Source organism: Saccharopolyspora sp. NFXS83 (assembly GCF_026241095.1).
In the GTDB taxonomy this organism is placed as follows: Bacteria; Actinomycetota; Actinomycetes; order Mycobacteriales; family Pseudonocardiaceae; genus Saccharopolyspora_C.
In genome coordinates, this window is sequence record NZ_JAPFGB010000001.1 from 13887 (window position 1) to 30507 (window position 16621).

A 16621-nucleotide genomic window follows, 5' to 3' on the forward strand; every position below is an offset into this window, starting at 1 on the left:
CGTACAAAGTACGTAACTGGATGCGGGAGAGGTGCGCGGTGGAGTCGTTCCGGATCGAGGTCCCCCAGCAGGAGCTGGACGACCTGGCGCAACGGTTGGCGCGCACGCGCTGGCCGGACGAGGTCGCGGGCAGCGGCTGGGAGCACGGGCCGCCCGTCGAGTACCTGAAGGACCTGGTCGAGCACTGGCGGCACCACTACGACTGGCGGGCGCAGGAGGCGCTGCTCAACGAGCACCCGCAGTTCACCACCGGGATCGACGGCCAGCGGGTGCACTTCCTGCACGTCCGCTCACCCGAACCGGACGCCGTGGCGCTGCTGCTCACGCACGGCTGGCCGAGTTCCATCGCCGAATACCTCGACGTGATCGGCCCGCTGACCGACCCGCGCGGCCACGGGGCGGATCGAACGCAGGCGTTCCACCTGGTCATCCCGTCACCACCGGGCTACGGGTTCTCCGGCCCCACGGCGGAATTCGGCTGGGGCGCCGAGCGGATCGCGCGGGCGTGGGTCGAGCTGATGAGCCGCCTCGGCTACGAGCGCTACGGCGTGCAGGGCGGTGACTGGGGCACCTGGATCTCCCGTGAAGTGGCGCTCCGCGCTCCGGAACGAGTCGTGGGCGTGCACACCAACGGGCTGGTCACGTTCCCCACCGGAGCTCCCGGCGAGATGGAGGAGCTCACCGAAGCCGACCACGCGCGGATGGCGTCGTGGGAGCGGTACGTGAACGAGCTCTACGGCTACAAGCTCATCCAGTCCACCAAGCCGAGGTCGCTGGCGTTCTCGCTGGCGGACTCCCCGGTCGGGCAACTGGCGTGGATCGTCGGCGTGCTGCGGGAGTGGACGGACTGCACCGAGGCTCCGGACGAGGCGCTGGGCATCGACCGGATCCTGACCACGGTGATGCTGTACTGGCTGACCGGCACGGCGCACTCGTCGGCGCGGTCCTTCGTGGAGACCCCCGACACCGCCGAGCACGCCGAAGCCGAGGGTGCGTTGGCCGCGCTGGAAGTGGGCGAGGTCCCGCACGGAGTCGCGGTGTTCCCGAAGGACGTGCTCGCCCCCGTGCGCCCGTTCGCCGAACGCCTCAACAACATCGTGCGCTGGACCGAATACGAGCGCGGCGGCACCTTCCCCGCCACCGAAGTCCCGGACCTGTTCACCGCCGACGTCCGCGAGTTCTTCGCCTCCCTGCCCCGCTGACCGCACCCGGGCCCGGTTTCCGGGTGAACGGCCCGTTCGTCCAACGGGATCGGACGAACGGGCCGTTCACTCGAACCGTCCTCGACGGTCCACCGGCCGATCGGGAACGGGTGAACGGCCCGTTCGTCCAACGGGATCGGACGAACGGTCCGTTCACCCGGCGGGCGACGCGGGCGCTCGCTCAGAGGTAGACGAGGACGAGGTCGTAGAGGGTGCCGAAGCGCTGGACGGCTCGGCTCGCGGAGCCGAAGGTGGCGAATCGGTTCTTGCCGCCCCCGCGCCAGTAGACGACCGCGCTGCCCGCAGGCAGTCGCACGCCCCAGGGGCGGATCTGCTCGGGGTCGGGTTCGTCGGTGCCGGGGTCGATTTCGGCCAGGCGAACGACTTCGCGCGTGCCACGCGGGCGCTCCTCCCGATCGGCGAACAGCTCGACGTTCACTGTCCACACCGGACTCCCGCGGCTCCGCTGCGAAGATGGGGAGCGTCGGAATCGGGAACCCCGCTACCGGGATCCCGTGGTGATCACGGGGACGGCATCGAAGATCGCCCGGGAGTTGCGCCCCCGATGTCCTCGACCTCGCCTCCAAGCAGGCGGGCGTACGGAGTGGAGGAACGTGGCTATGTCGACTTGGAGACCCCTCCCGGGCCGCGAACTCTCCGGGTTCAAGATCAGCCCTCCGGCCGGGCGCTCGTACTTCGCCTCGGGGACCCCGGGAATCGGCAAGCACCGGTCGGCAAGCTCAGGGGGCCACACGCCGTAGCGGTCGACCAGCGGGTCGAGCCCGGTCGGTTCGTGGCCCAACGCTGCGGCCGTGGTCATCACCCCTTCCACTTCCACGGCACTCGTGACTTCACGTTGCCGAGATGTTCCCCAGCGATCAAGCACTCGCCCCTGTGGTCGGGGCTCGGTTACGGCTCGTGCTCATCGGTTCGGAAGTGCCCCCGTTCTCGCGATTTGGGCCACCGGGTCGGGTGGCAGTGGCCGCTGGAGCGCGCTGAGTCGACCTTCACCCCGTAGGACTGATCCCGGCGATCGACACAGCGCGACGCCGAACCGACTGGAACGACGGAGAGGTACTCATGCAGCTCTCGAAGTTCGCGAAGACCGCAGCCACCGCCGGGATCATGCTCGGCCTGAGCGCCCTCGCCGCCCCCGCGGCGCTCGCCGACGGATACGTCACGAACAACCAGGACGGCACCAACGTCGGCGTGCACCAGAGCGGCGTCAACGGCAACGGCGTGGGCAACGGCAACAGCAAGGCCGGTTGGCACAAGGGCATGCCGGTGGGCGACTTCGTCGCCGGGAAGATCGCCGGCTGACCTCGGTCACCGCACGGGACCGACCGCCGAGACCCGCCACCTCACCGGGTCTCGGCGGTTGAACAAGAAGAAGGGGCAGGCCCGTCACGGGCCTGCCCTTCTTCGCGTGGTGCGTCAGCTCTCGGACTTGTCCTGGTCCGGGAGCGGGGTGCCGGTCGGTTCGGCGTCGGTCGCGGCGTCGGCCTTGCCGTTGGCCTCGGCTTCGCCGCCGGTCTCGGCCTCGCCGTCGGCTTCGGGCTCGGCGACCGGGGCGGAGGCGCCGTCGCCGCCGCGCTTCACCGACGACAGCAGCAGCTGCGCGACGTCGACGACCTCGACGTCCTCCGACGCCGCCCCTTCGTTCTGGCGGGCGGTGAGGCCGTCGTTGAGCATCACGCGGCAGAACGGGCAGCCCGTCGCGATCTTCTGGGGCGCGGTGCCCAGCGCCTCGTCGACGCGCTCCACGTTGATGCGCTTGCCGGTGCGCTCCTCCATCCACATGCGGGCGCCGCCGGCGCCGCAGCACATGGAGCGGTCGCCGTGGCGCGGCATCTCGCGGAAGTTCGCACCGGAGGCGCCGACCAGGTCGCGCGGGGGCGTGTAGACCTTGTTGTGCCGACCCAGGAAGCAGGGGTCGTGGTAGGTCACGTCCTCGGCGACCGGGGCGACCGGGGTGAGGCGCTTCTCGCGGACCAGCTTGTTCAGCAGCTGCGTGTGGTGCACGACCTCGAAGTTCCCGCCGAGCTGCGAGTACTCGTTGGCGAGGCTGTTGAAGCAGTGCGCGCAGGTCGCGACGATCTTGCGCTTGCCCGGCTCGCGGCCCTCGAACACCGAGTTCAGCGTCTCGACGTTCTGCTGGGCGAGCATCTGGAACAGGAACTCGTTGCCCGCGCGGCGCGCCGGGTCGCCGGTGCAGGTCTCCTCGCCGCCGAGCACCGTGTACTTCACGCCGGCCATGTGCAGCAGCTCGGACACGGCGCGGGTGGTCTTCTTCGCGCGGTCCTCGAAGGCACCGGCGCAGCCGACCCAGAACACGTACTCGGTGTCCTCGGCGAGCTCACCGTCGAAGACCGGGACCTCGAAGTCCAGTTCCTCGGTCCAGGCCAGCCGGTCCTTGGCGTTCTGGCCCCACGGGTTGCCCTTGTTCTCCAGGTTCTTGAACATCCCGCCGAGCTCGGTGGGGAAGTTCGACTCGATCAGCACCTGGTAGCGGCGCATGTCGACGATGTGGTCGACGTGCTCGATGTCCACCGGGCACTGCTCGACGCAGGCACCGCAGTTGGTGCAGCCCCAGAGGACCTCGGGGTCGATGACGCCCATCTCCTCGGGGCCGCCGATCAGCGGGCGCTCGGCCTCGGCCAGCGCGAGGGCGTTGATGCCCGCCAGCTTCTCCTCGGCGCCGTCACCGGTGATGCCGACCTCGTCGCCCGCCATGTCCTTGCTGCCGCCGGCGAGCAGGTACGGGGCCTTGGCGTAGGCGTGGTCGCGCAGTGAGGTGACCAGCAGCTTCGGCGACAGCGGCTTCGCGGTGTTCCACGCGGGGCACTGGGACTGGCAGCGACCGCACTCGGTGCACGTCGTGAAGTCCAGCCAGCCCTTCCACTTGAAGTCCTCGACCTTGCCGACGCCGAACACGTCCTCGTCGGGGTCGGCTTCTTCGAAGTCGAGTTCCTTGCCACCGGACATCATCGGCTGCAGCGCGCCCAGGGCGCGGCCGTCGCCGACCTCGCGCTTGAAGTAGATGTTGAAGAACGCGGTGAACCGGTGCCACGCCACGCCCATCGTGATGTTCGAGGCGATGACGATGACCCAGATCATCGCGGACAGGATCTTGAACCCGGCGAAGATCGAGATCGCGGCGGTGCTCGAAGGCAGGATGCTGCCGAGCGCGTAGGTCAGCGGCGAAGACCACAGCGGCGCCTCGAACAGGTCGGACGCCTGCTTGAACGCGCGCAGGCCCATGATGCCGAAGCCTTCGAGGACCACGACGGCCTCGACGAAGTACGCCTGGCCGAAGTTGGAGCCCTGGAACCGCGAGACGCGGCCCGCGCGGCGCGGGTGGTTGAGCTGGCGCACGGCGATCAGCCAGAAGCCGCCGAGCACCGTGGTGATGCCGAGCAGTTCGACGATCAGGTTCCACGGTCCGAACCAGCTCAGGACCGGGGTTTCGAAGGTGGGGACGAAGACCTCGAAGTAGGCCTCCAGCACGCTCAAGCTCAGGCCGCCGAAGCCGACCATGACGAACCAGTGGGCCACGCCGACGTGGCCCCACTTGAGCATCTTGGTGTGGCCCAAGACCTCCTTGAGCATGTTCCCGAACCTCGCCCCGAATGGGCCACGCCTGGTCGGGTCCGGTTGTCCGAGACGGATGGACGAGATCATCCGCCGCACGGTCTTGGTGACCATGACCACCGCGACGGCCGTGACGGCCAGGCAGATCAGGCCCAGGACCAGCTGCAGAGCACCCATGCTCGCGGCCTCCATGTTCGGGGGTTGTCCGTTTGAGGAGCGTACGCCTTATTACTAGCCGGTAACCAGCGGGGCTACGCCGTGGTGGGAACAGGGGGTGATTCTGCGCAACGGCTAGCGGAAAAACTAGTTGGCCATTCGCCCCACTTTATGTTGTACGATCGCCCAGGTTTCTGGTTTTGAGACTGGGGGCGGGCATGTCGTCGTTGCTGGGGTTCTACGGGTTGTCCCTGCTGGACGCGCTCAACCCGTCCGCGTTGGCGGTCACCTTGTTCCTGCTGATGCGAGGCGGTCCATTCCGGACTCGGGTGCTGACTTACGCCGGTGCGATTTTCACCACTTACCTCCTGCTCGGGATGTTGATCTACTTCGGGCTGGACGGTTTCCTGCGCATCGCCGACTCCGCGGTCGCCGAACGGGCCGGGTACGCGCTGGCCGCGCTGGGCGGTTCGGCGATGCTGCTCTACGCGCTGTTCGCGCCGGAATCGGCAGGTCGCGGACTCCGGTTGCCGAAGCTCCCGGAGCACTTGCCGCTGGGCGTGGTCTTCGGGGTCGGCGTGACCATCACGGTCGCGGAGTTCGGCACCGCGCTGCCCTACCTCGGGGCGCTGGGCATCCTGCGCGGCTACACCTCGGACGCGCTGATCGCGCTGCCGCTGCTGGCGAGCTACGTCGCGATCTTCGTGCTGCCGCCGCTGCTGCTCATGGCCGGGTTCGGGAGGTTCGAGGGGGCGCTGCGCCCGCGGATGCGGCGGTGGCTGGACGAGCGGGCGGAGAAGAAGGACGACACCTGGCTCTGGCTGCTCGGGATCGTCGGTTTCCTGCTCGCGAGCCGCGGGGTGGCGTACTACCTCGGCGTGTTCGGGCTCGCTTGACGGTCGATCGACGAGCCCTCCGGGGGCGGGATCTCCGCGTATTCTCGGAGTCCTCTCGGGGAGTCGCAGGCAGGCCGGTCGCGACCTCGTCGAGCTCAGGGGGACGAGATGGATGACGCCGAGCGCCCGGCGGTGCGCGCTTCCGACGCCGACCGCGAGCGGGTGGCCGAGCTGCTGCGGGTGGCGTTCGACGAAGGGCGGCTCGGGCTCGTCGAGTACGACGAGCGGGTCCGGGACGCCTACGGGGCCGTCACCCGGGCCGATCTGGTGCCGCTGACCGCCGACCTGCCGGCCACCGCGCCCGCTCCGGCGGCCGGGTCCGAGCGGGCTCCCGCCGCGCGCTCCCGCTGGCGCGGGATGGAGAAGCAGTGGCGGGAATGGGCTCAGGTCTCGTTCCTGCTGGTCGGGATCTGGTTGGTGATCTCGCTGGCGAGCGGGGAGATGATCACCTTCTTCCCGATCTTCCCGATGGGGATCTGGGGCGTGGTGCTCGTCGCGCAGGCCTTGTTCGGCGATTCCGACGAGTCCGATGACGCCGACGAAGAAGAGGGCCCCGGCGGCGTGGAAGGTCCGGGCCGGGGAGGGCTCGGCCGCTGAACGGGCCTGCCGGTGGCGCGCGGAACTGACGTATCCTGGAACAACTAGGGCACACGTTCAGGTTTCTCTGGGAGGTTCAGGTGGCGTACCTGATGCTGGTGTTGGCCATCTGCTCCGAAGTGGTGGGCACCGTGTCGCTGAAGCTCTCCGAAGGGTTCAGCAAGCCACTGCCGTCGGTGCTGGTCGTGCTCGGCTACGGCGCCGCGTTCGCCGCGCTCGGGTTGGTGCTCAAGATGGGCCTGCCGGTCGGCGTCGTGTACGCCATCTGGTCCGGCGCGGGGGTCGCGCTCATCGCGCTCATCGGCGCGGCGTTCCTCGGCGAGAGCATCACCGCCGTGCAGCTCGGCGGCCTCGCGCTGATCATCGGCGGCGTCGTGACGCTCGAACTCGGCGGTGCGCATTGACCACCGAATCCACCGACGGGCGCCTCGCGAAGGGCGAGCGCCGCCGCCGTGCCATCCTCGACGCCACCGCTCGCGTCGTGGAACGCGACGGGGTGGCCGGGGTCAGCCACCGCGCGATCGCCAGGGAGGCCGGGGTGCCGCCCGCGTCGATCGCCTACTACTTCGCCGGAATCGACGAGCTGCTGGTGGCGACGCTGCTGGAGAGCGTGGAGCTGCTCGTCGCGGACGTCGCGCGGATGCGCGCGGACACTCCGGAGGACGGGCGCGCGTGGGCGCGCGCCATCGCCGAGAACCTGGCGATCATGATCAACGAGCGGCGGGCGCGCACCATCGCGGAGTACGAGCTGTACCTGCTCGCCGCCCGCAGGCCCGCGCTGCGCCCGGCCGCGCGCCGGTGGATCGAGGTCGCGGCGGGCGAGATCAACGAGGGGCGCGGCGGCGACGCGGGCGTGGTCAAGGCGTTGTTCGCCGCGATCGACGGCCTGCTGATGCAGGCCCTCATCGCCGACGAGCCTCCGGTCGCGGCGGATTTCGAGCCCGCGCTGCACTTCCTGCTGCAACCCTTGTCGTACCTGCGGGAGGCCGGCGAGGTCACGAGCTGACCAGGTTCGGGGCATCTCGATCCCGGACGGTGGTCGCGGTCGTCGCCGTGCGGATGCGCAGTGCGACGAGGCGGGAGCGAGCATGGTGCGGACGGATCTCGCGGTGGCCGGTGCGGCCTGCCTGCTGGTGGCGGGTGCGGTCGTGAGCTGGGGCTGGGGTGAGCAGGGCGGCCGGGAGGTCGTCACCGCGCTGCCCGGCATCACCGAGGTCCGGCTCGCCGAGTCGGCCGGTGAGGTGCGCACCCGGTACGAACCCGGCGCTCGGGCGGAGGTGCGCCAACGAGCGCACGACCTGCTGGGCGACGACGCCCCCCGCCACCGGGTCGAGGGCGGCGCGCTCGTGCTTCCCGGCTGCGGTTCCGGCTGCTCGGTCGACTACGAGGTCGCGCTGCCCGTTCCGGTGCCCGTGACGGGTACCGGTGATTCGGGGTCGCTCGAGGTCGCCGGGATGAAGTCGGTGGACGTCGAGACCGCCGCGGGTTCGGTGGGCGTCTCCGGCGTGAGCGGGCCGGTGCGGGTCCACGGCTCCTCCGGCGGGATCGACCTGCGCGACGTCGACGGCGACGTGGACGTGACGACCGGCAGCGGCGGAATCGACGGCGAGGACCTGGGCGGCGGCACCGTCGTGGTCGGCACCGACACCGGGTCGATCGACCTGGAGCTGACCGGGCCCCGTGTGGTCCGGGCGGCCACCGGCACCGGCGGCATCGAACTCGGAGTGCCGGACGAGGCATACCGGGTCGACGCCGACACCCGCACCGGGTCGCAGGACGTCGACGTGGACACCGATCCGAACTCGCCGCGGCTGCTGGAGCTGAGCACCGGCACCGGCTCCATCGAGGTCGACCACTGACTCCTGCCGGGTTCGTCCGGATCCGTTGAGGTGCCGGATGGCCGTGCTGCGCGCGGCCGATCGATTTCTCCCGCCTCGTCGGGAACTTCCCGCGCAGCTCAGCCGTTGTCCAGGCAGAAACATTGAGCGACCCGCGCTCAACCCGGTTTGACGGCTGCCGATGGGTGCCGGTAAAACTTGAGTCGGCAAGGCTCAACGGACTATCGGGTCCTGGGCGCATGAGCAAGGAGCAGGAGGAACCATCCATGTCGCGAGCGGTCGGTATCGACCTGGGGACGACCAACTCCGTCGTTTCCGTCCTCGAAGGCGGTGAATCGACGGTCATCGCCAACTCCGAGGGCTCGCGGACGACGCCGTCCATCGTCGCCTTCGCGAAGAACGGCGAGATCCTCACCGGGCAGCCGGCGAAGAACCAGGCGGTGACGAACGTCGACCGCACCATCCGGTCGGTCAAGCGCCACATGGGCACTGACTGGAAGACGTCCATCGACGAGAAGGCGTACACGCCGCAGGAGATCAGCGCGCGAGTGCTGATGAAGCTCAAGCGCGACGCCGAGGCCTACCTGGGCGACGACGTCACCGACGCCGTGATCACCGTCCCGGCCTACTTCGAGGACGCCCAGCGGCAGGCCACCAAGGAGGCCGGCCAGATCGCCGGGCTCAACGTGCTGCGCATCGTCAACGAGCCGACGGCCGCCGCGCTGGCCTACGGCCTGGACAAGGGCGAGAAGGAACAGACGATCCTGGTCTTCGACCTCGGTGGCGGCACGTTCGACGTGTCCCTGCTGGAGATCGGCGAAGGCGTCGTCGAGGTCCGCGCCACCAGCGGTGACAACCACCTCGGTGGGGACGACTGGGACGAGCGCATCGTCGACTGGCTGGTCGAGAAGTTCAAGACCTCCAACGGCATCGATCTGACCAAGGACAAGATGGCCTTGCAGCGGATCAAGGAAGCCGCGGAGAAGGCCAAGATCGAGCTCTCCAGCTCCTCCACGGCCAACATCAACCTGCCGTACATCACGGTGGACTCCGAGAAGAACCCGATGTTCCTCGACGAGACGCTGACCCGTGCGGAGTTCCAGCGGATCACTTCCGACCTGCTGGAGCGCACCCGCAAGCCGTTCGAGGCCGTGGTGCGCGACGCGGGCGTGAAGATCGCCGACGTCGACCACGTCGTGCTCGTCGGTGGTTCCACCCGGATGCCCGCCGTCACGGACCTGGTCAAGGAGCTCACCGACGGCCGCGAGCCGAACAAGGGCGTGAACCCGGACGAGGTCGTCGCCGTCGGCGCCGCCCTGCAGGCCGGTGTGCTGCGCGGTGAGGTCAAGGACGTCCTGCTGCTGGACGTCACCCCGCTGTCCCTGGGCATCGAGACCAAGGGCGGCATCATGACCAAGCTGATCGAGCGCAACACCACGATCCCGACGAAGCGCTCCGAGACCTTCACCACGGCCGACGACAACCAGCCGTCCGTGCAGATCCAGGTCTTCCAGGGCGAGCGCGAGATCGCGGCGCACAACAAGAAGCTCGGCATGTTCGAGCTGACCGGTCTGCCGCCGTCGCCGCGCGGCGTGCCGCAGATCGAGGTGTCCTTCGACATCGACGCCAACGGCATCGTGCACGTCAACGCGAAGGACCTCGGCACCGGCAAGGAGCAGTCGATGACCATCACCGGCGGCTCCGCGCTGCCGAAGGAGGACATCGACCGGATGGTCTCCGACGCGGAGGCCCACGCCGACGAGGACAAGCAGCGCCGCGAAGAGGCCGAGTCCCGCAACCAGGCCGAGACCCTCGTCTACCAGACCGAGAAGGTCCTGACCGACAACGACGAGCAGCTGCCCGAGGAGACCAAGACCAAGGTCAAGTCGGCCGTCGACGAGGTCAAGGAATCGCTCAAGGGCGAGGACGTCGCCGCCATCAAGGCCGCGGTGGAGAAGCTCGCCACCGAGTCCCAGGCGCTGGGCCAGGCCCTCTACGCCGACGCCGGTGCGGAGGCCGCGGGCGCGGCCGGTGCCGCGGGTGCCGCGGGTGCCGCCGGTGACGCGGGCGCGACCGCCGGAGCCGGTGCCACCAGCGGTGGAGCCGACGACGTGGTCGACGCCGAGATCGTGGACGACGAGGACGAAAAGAAGAAGAAGTGACCTCCGAGAGCTCAGGCAACTCCGACCGGCAGCAGTCGCCGCAGGACGGCGAGCAGGAGCCGGTGGTGGTCCGGGACCGCAGGCGGATCGATCCGCAGACCGGTGAACCCCGGGCCGCCACCGAGCAGGGGCAGGTGGCAGAGAGCATGTCCGGCACGCTGGACGAGGAACTGGCCAAGGTCGCCGAAGGCACGTCCGTCGAGGGCGCGCCGGAGGAAGCCGACGCCGACGGTGCGGACTCGGGCCTGCGCAAGCAGGTCGACGAACTCACCGAGGACCTCAAGCGCGTCACGGCCGAGTACGCCAACTACCGCAGGCGCGTCGAGCGCGATCGGGAGTCGGTGGTCAGCGCCGCCAAGGCGTCGGTCGCCGGTGACCTGCTCACCGTGCTCGACGACCTGGAGCGGGCCGAGTCGCACGGCGACCTCACCGGCGCGTTCAAGGCGGTGGCCGACAAGCTGACGGGTTCGCTGACCAACGCGGGCCTGGAGGCGTTCGGCCGGGAAGGCGACGAGTTCGACCCGTCGGTGCACGAGGCGGTCCAGCACACGACCTCTCCGGAGGTCGCGGGGCCGACCGTCACGACCGTCATGCGTCGCGGCTACCGGTTCGGCGACCGGGTGCTGCGGCCGGCGATGGTCGCGGTCACCGACCACGAACCGGAAGCCGCGGCACCGCCGGAGAGCGGTGCCGAGACCGGCGAGGACACGGCACAGTGAGACCACGACCCCGCTCGGCGGAACGCGACTTCACCAGCACGGGAGGTCGCGTTCCGCGTGGCCTCGCCCGGCCGTGGCCGGGCGGGGTCGGGTCCGCGAGGAGTCCTTTCGGAATGGTCCGCGCAGGTGCGCGGGTAGCGGAACCGCAGCGGCTCGCTCGCTGCGGTTCCGATTTCCGGGTGACCCGCCGGTGGTCGGCTCGCTCGGGTGGTCGCTGCTCAGCGGTTTCGCCGCTGGCAGGACAAAGATCGAAGACCACGTTGCGAGGCGGAGCGACACCCGCACCGGCCGCCGGTGCGGCGCGGCAGCGAAGTGAGAGGAGGGGCGCCCGGTGAGTGCCAGGGAATGGCTCGACAAGGACTTCTACGGCGAGCTGGGCGTTTCGTCCGACGCGACGACCGACGAGATCAAGAAGGCCTACCGGAAGCTGGCGCGGGAGAACCACCCCGACGCCAACCCCGGCAACAGCAAGGCCGAGTCGAAGTTCAAAGCCGTCTCCGAGGCGTACGGGGTGCTGTCCGACCCGGAGAAGCGCAAGCAGTACGACGAGGCTCGCCGCCTGTTCGGCAGCGGCTTCGGCGGTAACCAAGGCGGGTTCGGGGGCTTCGGCTCCGGAGCGGGCGCCGGTGGCGCGGGCGGATTCGACCTGGGCGACCTGTTCGGCGGCGGCGGGCCTCGGCCCGGTGGCTCCGGAGCGGGCGCCGGCGGGCTCGGCGACCTGTTCGGCGGGTTGTTCGGCGGTGGCGGCGCGGGCCGCCGCGGTGGCGCGTCCACCGCGAGCAGGCCGCAGCGCGGCGCGGACGTCGAGACCGAGGTCCGCATCGACTTCGCCGAGGCGGTGCGCGGCGCGACGGTGCCGCTGCGGCTGTCCAGCCCGGCCACCTGCCTGACCTGCCACGGCTCGGGCGCGAAGGCCGGTACCCGGCCGCGCACCTGCAGCACCTGCTCCGGCGCGGGTCTGGTGACCCGCAACCAGGGGGCGTTCGCGTTCAGCGAGCCCTGCCCGGACTGCCGAGGCAAGGGCCAGATCATCGACGACCCGTGCCCGGACTGCCGGGGCGAGGGCGTCGCCACTCGTTCCCGCACGTTGACCGTGCGCATCCCGGCCGGCGTCAACGACGGCCAGCGCATCCGGCTGGCCGGTCAGGGCGAACCGGGGCGCAACGGCGCGGCGGGCGGCGACCTGTTCGTGGTCGTGCACGTCAACGCGCACCGGGTGTTCGGACGATCCGGTGATGATCTCACGGTGACCGTTCCGGTGACTTTCCCCGAGTTGGCGCTGGGCACTACTTTGACCGTGCCGACCCTCGACGGGAAGGTCTCGCTGAAGGTGCAGCCCGGTACCGCCAGCGGGCGGACGCTGCGGGTGCGTGGCAAGGGCGTGGGCCGGAAATCCGGTGGCAGCGGTGACCTGCTGGTCACCCTGCAGGTCGTCGTCCCGTCCACTTTGGACGATTCGGCGGCTGAGGCGCTGCGGTCCTACGCGGAGGCCACGGCGGAGCACGATCCGCGTGCGGAGTGGGACGAGCTGCTCGGGAGGTAGGCATGGGTGACGGTCCACGCAGCGCTCGGCTGAACGTGACGATCGGTTTCCCACCAGGGGCCAATGAGGACTCACCGGTATTCGTGATCTCAGTGGCCGCGGAGCTTTCCGGGTTGCACGCGCAGACGCTGCGCAGCTACGACCGGCTCGGCCTGGTGTCACCGGGCCGCACCCCGGCCGGCGGGCGGCGCTACTCGGCGCGGGACATCGCGCTGCTGCGCGAAGTGCAACGGCTCTCCCAGGAGGAAGGCGTCAACCTCGCCGGGATCAAGCGCATCATCGAGCTGGAGAACGAGGTCGACGCGCTGCGCGACAAGGTGCAGGGCCTGATGGACGAACTCACCGCCGCCTACGCGTCGGTCGAGCAGACCGCGGCCCAAGTCCACGCCTCGTACCGCCGAGACCTGGTGCCGTTGCACCAGGAAACGGCCCTGGTTGTCTGGAAGCCGGACTCCCGCCGCCGTTGACGAGCAGCGCCCCGCAGCGGGGGCGCTGCTCAGTCCAGCGCGAACGGGTCGTAGTGGATCTGGTCCAGCGGAACTCCGGTGATCAGCAGTTTCGAGACCGTGGCCCGGACCATCGCGGGCGAACCGCTGATGAGGACCTCGTGCCGGGACCAGTCGTGGCGGGCCACCGCTTCGGCCAGCGTGCCCTGCTCGGCGCCGGTGGCGGCCTGGTCGTCCTCCAGCACGGGGGTCACCGTGAACCACGGGTTGGTCATCGCCACCCGCTGCAGGTTCGCCAGGTCGTAGAGGTCTTCGCGGGTGCGGCCCCCGTAGTACAACCGGACCTGCGGATTCTCGCCGTACTGCGCCAAGTCCTCGACGATCGACCGCATCGGGGCGAGCCCGGTGCCCCCGGCGATCATCAGCACGTCCCGCTCGTTCTCGCGGTCCACGTGCAGCTGCCCCATCGGTGAGCCGATGCGCCACCGGTCGCCGCGCTGGGCGTGCCCGACCAGCGCGCGGCTGACCCAGCCGCCCTCCACGGTGCGGACGTGGAACTCCAGGACGCCGTCGTCGCCGGGCTGGTTCGCGGGGGTCAGGTAGCGCCACAGCCGCGGGCGCTGGGGCACTTCGACGCTGACGTACTGCCCCGGGTGGTAGGGCACCGGGTAGTCGGTCTGCACCCGGATCACCGCGAGATCGCGGGTCAGCCGGGTGTGGCCGATGACCTCGCCGTCGTACCAGGCGGGCCCGTTGTCCTCGTTGGCCGCGCTGATCATCGCGGTGGCCAGCACGGTGTACGCCTCGGCCCAGGCGCGTTCCACCTGCTGGGTCCAGTGGGGGCCGGAGTGCTTCTTGATGGCCGCGAGCAGTGCGGTGCCCACCGCCTCGTAGTGCGTCGAGACCACGCCGAACTTGCGGTGGTCCCGGCCGAGCTGGTGCAGGAAGGGCAGCAGGTCGTCGGGCCGGTCGATCATCTGGATGATGTGCACCAGCGCCCGCATCAGCCGGTCGCGCTGGGATTCCATGTTGGCGGCGAACAGCTCGCGGGTGTGGGGCGCGATGCTGAACAGCATCGCGTAGAAGAACCGGGCCACCTCGTCGGAGCGCGCCTCGACACCCGCCCAGCTCTCCCGGATCAGGTGGACCATCTGGCTCGCGCGTTCCGGCGTCGGCCGGTTCGGGCGGGGCCCTGGGCTCAGTACGGCGTTCGCTGACATGGTTCGGTCGTGGTCTCCACGAAGTCGGGTGGCATCCGGTCAGGTGCACACTGCTGCTGGCATTTGATGTCCCCCGACGTGCAGGACCATAACGCCTCGTCGTGCTCTCACACTATTGATGCCACGTTTGCGGGCGTTTCGACTACTCCTAGTCGATCGTCCCGGATATGTAGCGGGGAAACCTGCATCTGATGGTGTGGATCTCACGGTGTGCATGACACTGTGTGCGCGTGCGCCCCGAAACTCACACCGCCTACCCGGCCGCCGCGAACTCCGCCGGAGTCCGCGCGGACGAAGCGTTCCGGCGCGAGCCGAACCGCCCCGGCCCGGACGCCGATCGGCGGGACGCGGCCGACCTGCCCGGATCCGCGGGCGAGCACCTGCTGCAAACCGCCTACGGAACCGAGAAGCGGGCACGGCGCTTCTACGACGACCAGGTCCTCGACCACCTCAACGACCGGATGCGCGAGTTCATCGCTCGGATGGAACTGGCCTTCGTTGCCACCTCCGACGGCCACGGCGAGTGCGACTCCAGCCTCCGCGCCGGACCGCCCGGCTTCATCGAGGTCCTCGACGACCGCCACCTCGCCTACCCCGAGTACCGCGGCAACGGCGTGCTGGCGAGTCTCGGCAACATCAGCGAGAACCCGCACATCGGCATGCTCATGGTCGACTTCACCGAGGACCTGATCGGCCTGCACGTCAACGGCGGCGCGCGGATCGTCGAAGACGCCGAGCTGCGCGAGCTGCACCCCGACCTGCCCGTGGAGTTCGACCGCGGCCGGACCCCCGAGCGCTGGGTGGTCGTCGAGGTCGAAGAGGCCTACATCCACTGCCGCAAGCACATCCCGCGGATGGTCCCCGTGCTGCGCAAGCGCAGCTGGGGCACGGACGACCCCCAGCGCAAAGCCGGTCACTACTTCGTCTCCGAGTGATCCGCGCCGCGAGCGCGGCGTGCCGGGAGGCCCACCCCTGGGGAACGGGATACTGGACGGAAGGGACACTGGTGGGGCGTGGAAGCATCGCGCCAATGCACCGACGGCGGGCGGAGAGTGCCGTGATCGAGCGGATCGAGGCGCCGGCGGACGGTCCGGCCACGAGCTCCGGCAGGGCGGAGCACCGGGAACGGCGAGGCGCGGCCGAAGCGGTCGAACGCGAGCTGGTGATGATGTTCCGCCGCGCCCGCAACTTCTCGATGACCGTGGCCTCCCAGGTGCACCCCGATCTCGACCCGGCCTCCTACAGCCTGCTGCTGATGGTCGACGACGCGGGCTCGCTGCGCGGCATGGACGTCGCCGACCGCACCGGGCTGGACAAGTCGACGGTGAGCAGGCAGATCGCGACGCTCGTCGAGCTGGACCTGCTGGAACGGGTGGCGGACCCGGACGACGGCCGGGCGCGGCGCATCCAGCTGTCCGCCTCCGGGCGCTCGCGGCTGGCCCAGGTCCGCAAGCAGCGGCGCAAGCACATGCACGGCGAGTTCGCGCACTGGTCCACCACGGACCTCCAGGACCTCTCCCGCCTGCTGGCCCAGCTCAACCGGATGTTCTGAGGGCGCACGCCGCTCTCTAGGCTGCCGTTCGTGCGCGACGAGTCGAGACCGCCGCACCGGGCGGGCCCGGACGCGGTGATCACCCCCGGCGACCTGCGCCACCGCGACGGTGGTCGGCGCGGTGCGCCGCGCCGACCCGGACCCGTCGGGCGTGGTCGCGGTGCAGGGCTGCCGGGATGTTCGGGCTGACCGCCGTCGCCTACCTGCGGGACCTCGGCGTGCGGTCGATCGTGGCGTGCGACCCGGATGCGGGGCGCCGCCGCGCGACCGGTGAGTTCGGCGCCACCGAGGCGACCGGCCCGGAGGGCGTGGCCGCGGCGGTCCGGCGGCTCAGCGGCGAGGAGGGCGCGGTGGCCGTGCTGGAGCTCTCCGGCAGCAACGCCGCGATCCGCTCGTCGTGGGAGCTGCTGGCCGTCGGCGGTCACTTGGCGCTGGTCGGGTCGGTGTCACCTGCGGAGCCGGTCGGGTTGAGCCCGGAGTCGGTGGTGCGGCGGCTGCTCACCGTCAGCGGCTCGCACAAATACGGCGTGGGCGACCTGGTGGAGGCGGTGGACTTCCTCGCGCGCGCCAGGAGGAGCGCTGATTTCGCGGCGCTGGTCCCGCGCTCCTTCCCGCTCGGCGAGGTGGCCTCGGCGGTGGCGTTCGCCGAGCGCACCCGCGTGCCGCGGGTGGCCCTCGTGCCGTAGCGCCATCCGGAGG

17 protein-coding genes are annotated in these 16621 nt (G+C 70.2%); 14 read left to right on the forward strand and 3 right to left on the reverse strand.

Annotated elements, in window-relative coordinates; genetic code table 11:
• Nucleotides 1-38: 38 nt before the first annotated feature.
• Complete coding sequence (locus tag OOZ19_RS00080) at nucleotides 39-1202, forward strand: epoxide hydrolase family protein (RefSeq protein WP_266086825.1); 1164 nt, start codon at nucleotides 39-41, stop codon at nucleotides 1200-1202.
• Between the two features lie 181 nt (nucleotides 1203-1383).
• Here OOZ19_RS00080 and OOZ19_RS00085 read toward each other — a convergent pair whose 3' ends face one another.
• Nucleotides 1384-1641: a hypothetical protein gene (locus tag OOZ19_RS00085; RefSeq protein WP_266086827.1), complete on the reverse strand. Its 258-nt coding sequence runs from the start codon at nucleotides 1639-1641 to the stop codon at nucleotides 1384-1386.
• Nucleotides 1642-2282: 641 nt separating this feature from the next.
• On the opposite strand from OOZ19_RS00085, the gene OOZ19_RS00090 reads away from it, so the two are divergent.
• Complete coding sequence (locus OOZ19_RS00090) at nucleotides 2283-2522, forward strand: hypothetical protein (protein ID WP_266086829.1); 240 nt, start codon at nucleotides 2283-2285, stop codon at nucleotides 2520-2522.
• Between the two features lie 114 nt (nucleotides 2523-2636).
• Here the strand turns inward: OOZ19_RS00090 and OOZ19_RS00095 are convergent, their stop codons facing one another.
• Nucleotides 2637-4970 (reverse strand): (Fe-S)-binding protein, encoded by a 2334-nt coding sequence (locus OOZ19_RS00095; protein ID WP_266086831.1) that lies wholly within the window; start codon nucleotides 4968-4970, stop codon nucleotides 2637-2639.
• A gap of 197 nt (nucleotides 4971-5167) precedes the next feature.
• On the opposite strand from OOZ19_RS00095, the gene OOZ19_RS00100 reads away from it, so the two are divergent.
• From OOZ19_RS00100 to OOZ19_RS00140, 9 genes are all read left to right on the forward strand, one after another.
• Complete coding sequence (locus tag OOZ19_RS00100) at nucleotides 5168-5845, forward strand: GAP family protein (RefSeq protein WP_266086833.1); 678 nt, start codon at nucleotides 5168-5170, stop codon at nucleotides 5843-5845.
• A 108-nt stretch (nucleotides 5846-5953) separates the two neighbouring features.
• Nucleotides 5954-6442, forward strand: a complete 489-nt coding sequence (locus tag OOZ19_RS00105; protein ID WP_266086835.1) for a DUF1707 SHOCT-like domain-containing protein — start codon at nucleotides 5954-5956, stop codon at nucleotides 6440-6442.
• A gap of 80 nt (nucleotides 6443-6522) precedes the next feature.
• Nucleotides 6523-6846 (forward strand): DMT family transporter, encoded by a 324-nt coding sequence (locus tag OOZ19_RS00110; RefSeq protein WP_323055067.1) that lies wholly within the window; start codon nucleotides 6523-6525, stop codon nucleotides 6844-6846.
• Nucleotides 6843-7448, forward strand: a complete 606-nt coding sequence (locus tag OOZ19_RS00115; RefSeq protein WP_266086837.1) for a TetR/AcrR family transcriptional regulator — start codon at nucleotides 6843-6845, stop codon at nucleotides 7446-7448. Before OOZ19_RS00110 ends, OOZ19_RS00115 begins: the two co-directional genes overlap by 4 nt.
• Before the next feature lie 82 nt (nucleotides 7449-7530).
• The gene (locus OOZ19_RS00120) at nucleotides 7531-8301 is read left to right on the forward strand and encodes a DUF4097 family beta strand repeat-containing protein (RefSeq protein ID WP_266086839.1); all 771 of its coding nucleotides are present in this window, start codon (nucleotides 7531-7533) and stop codon (nucleotides 8299-8301) included.
• 245 nt (nucleotides 8302-8546) lie between these two features.
• Nucleotides 8547-10442, forward strand: a complete 1896-nt coding sequence (dnaK, locus tag OOZ19_RS00125) for a molecular chaperone DnaK (RefSeq protein WP_266086841.1) — start codon at nucleotides 8547-8549, stop codon at nucleotides 10440-10442.
• Nucleotides 10439-11161: a nucleotide exchange factor GrpE gene (grpE, locus tag OOZ19_RS00130; protein WP_266086843.1), complete on the forward strand. Its 723-nt coding sequence runs from the start codon at nucleotides 10439-10441 to the stop codon at nucleotides 11159-11161. The genes dnaK and grpE overlap by 4 nt, the downstream gene beginning before the upstream one ends.
• Nucleotides 11162-11492: 331 nt before the next feature.
• Entirely contained in the window at nucleotides 11493-12704 is a 1212-nt protein-coding gene (dnaJ, locus tag OOZ19_RS00135; protein WP_266086845.1) for a molecular chaperone DnaJ, read from the forward strand.
• Between the two features lie 2 nt (nucleotides 12705-12706).
• Nucleotides 12707-13171, forward strand: coding sequence for a heat shock protein transcriptional repressor HspR (locus OOZ19_RS00140; RefSeq protein ID WP_266086847.1), 465 nt, complete (start codon nucleotides 12707-12709; stop codon nucleotides 13169-13171).
• 29 nt (nucleotides 13172-13200) lie between these two features.
• Here the strand turns inward: OOZ19_RS00140 and OOZ19_RS00145 are convergent, their stop codons facing one another.
• Entirely contained in the window at nucleotides 13201-14370 is a 1170-nt protein-coding gene (locus OOZ19_RS00145; RefSeq protein ID WP_416309369.1) for a globin domain-containing protein, read from the reverse strand.
• Nucleotides 14371-14600: 230 nt separating this feature from the next.
• Between OOZ19_RS00145 and OOZ19_RS00150 the strand changes: the two genes are divergently transcribed.
• The 3 genes from OOZ19_RS00150 to OOZ19_RS00160 all read left to right on the forward strand — a co-directional run bounded on the left by OOZ19_RS00150 (nucleotide 14601) and on the right by OOZ19_RS00160 (nucleotide 16608).
• The gene (locus OOZ19_RS00150; RefSeq protein WP_416309370.1) at nucleotides 14601-15305 is read left to right on the forward strand and encodes a pyridoxamine 5'-phosphate oxidase family protein; all 705 of its coding nucleotides are present in this window, start codon (nucleotides 14601-14603) and stop codon (nucleotides 15303-15305) included.
• Between the two features lie 122 nt (nucleotides 15306-15427).
• A complete protein-coding gene (locus tag OOZ19_RS00155; RefSeq protein ID WP_266086849.1) occupies nucleotides 15428-15922 on the forward strand; it encodes a MarR family winged helix-turn-helix transcriptional regulator in 495 nt (164 codons plus the stop codon).
• 176 nt (nucleotides 15923-16098) lie between these two features.
• Nucleotides 16099-16608, forward strand: a complete 510-nt coding sequence (locus OOZ19_RS00160; RefSeq protein WP_266086851.1) for a zinc-binding dehydrogenase — start codon at nucleotides 16099-16101, stop codon at nucleotides 16606-16608.
• Nucleotides 16609-16621 lie beyond the last annotated feature (13 nt).

What these genes read in the sequence shown, in the direction of transcription:
- OOZ19_RS00090 (WP_266086829.1), top strand. Translation starts at nt 2,283, where the DNA reads ATGCAGCTCTCGAAGTTCGCGAAGACCGCAGCCACCGCCGGGATCATG.
- OOZ19_RS00095 (WP_266086831.1), bottom strand. Translation starts at nt 4,970, where the DNA reads ATGGGTGCTCTGCAGCTGGTCCTGGGCCTGATCTGCCTGGCCGTCACG.
- OOZ19_RS00100 (WP_266086833.1), top strand. Translation starts at nt 5,168, where the DNA reads ATGTCGTCGTTGCTGGGGTTCTACGGGTTGTCCCTGCTGGACGCGCTC.
- OOZ19_RS00105 (WP_266086835.1), top strand. Translation starts at nt 5,954, where the DNA reads ATGGATGACGCCGAGCGCCCGGCGGTGCGCGCTTCCGACGCCGACCGC.
- OOZ19_RS00120 (WP_266086839.1), top strand. Translation starts at nt 7,531, where the DNA reads ATGGTGCGGACGGATCTCGCGGTGGCCGGTGCGGCCTGCCTGCTGGTG.
- dnaK (WP_266086841.1), top strand. Translation starts at nt 8,547, where the DNA reads ATGTCGCGAGCGGTCGGTATCGACCTGGGGACGACCAACTCCGTCGTT.
- OOZ19_RS00140 (WP_266086847.1), top strand. Translation starts at nt 12,707, where the DNA reads ATGGGTGACGGTCCACGCAGCGCTCGGCTGAACGTGACGATCGGTTTC.
- OOZ19_RS00145 (WP_416309369.1), bottom strand. Translation starts at nt 14,370, where the DNA reads ATGTCAGCGAACGCCGTACTGAGCCCAGGGCCCCGCCCGAACCGGCCG.
- OOZ19_RS00160 (WP_266086851.1), top strand. Translation starts at nt 16,099, where the DNA reads ATGTTCGGGCTGACCGCCGTCGCCTACCTGCGGGACCTCGGCGTGCGG.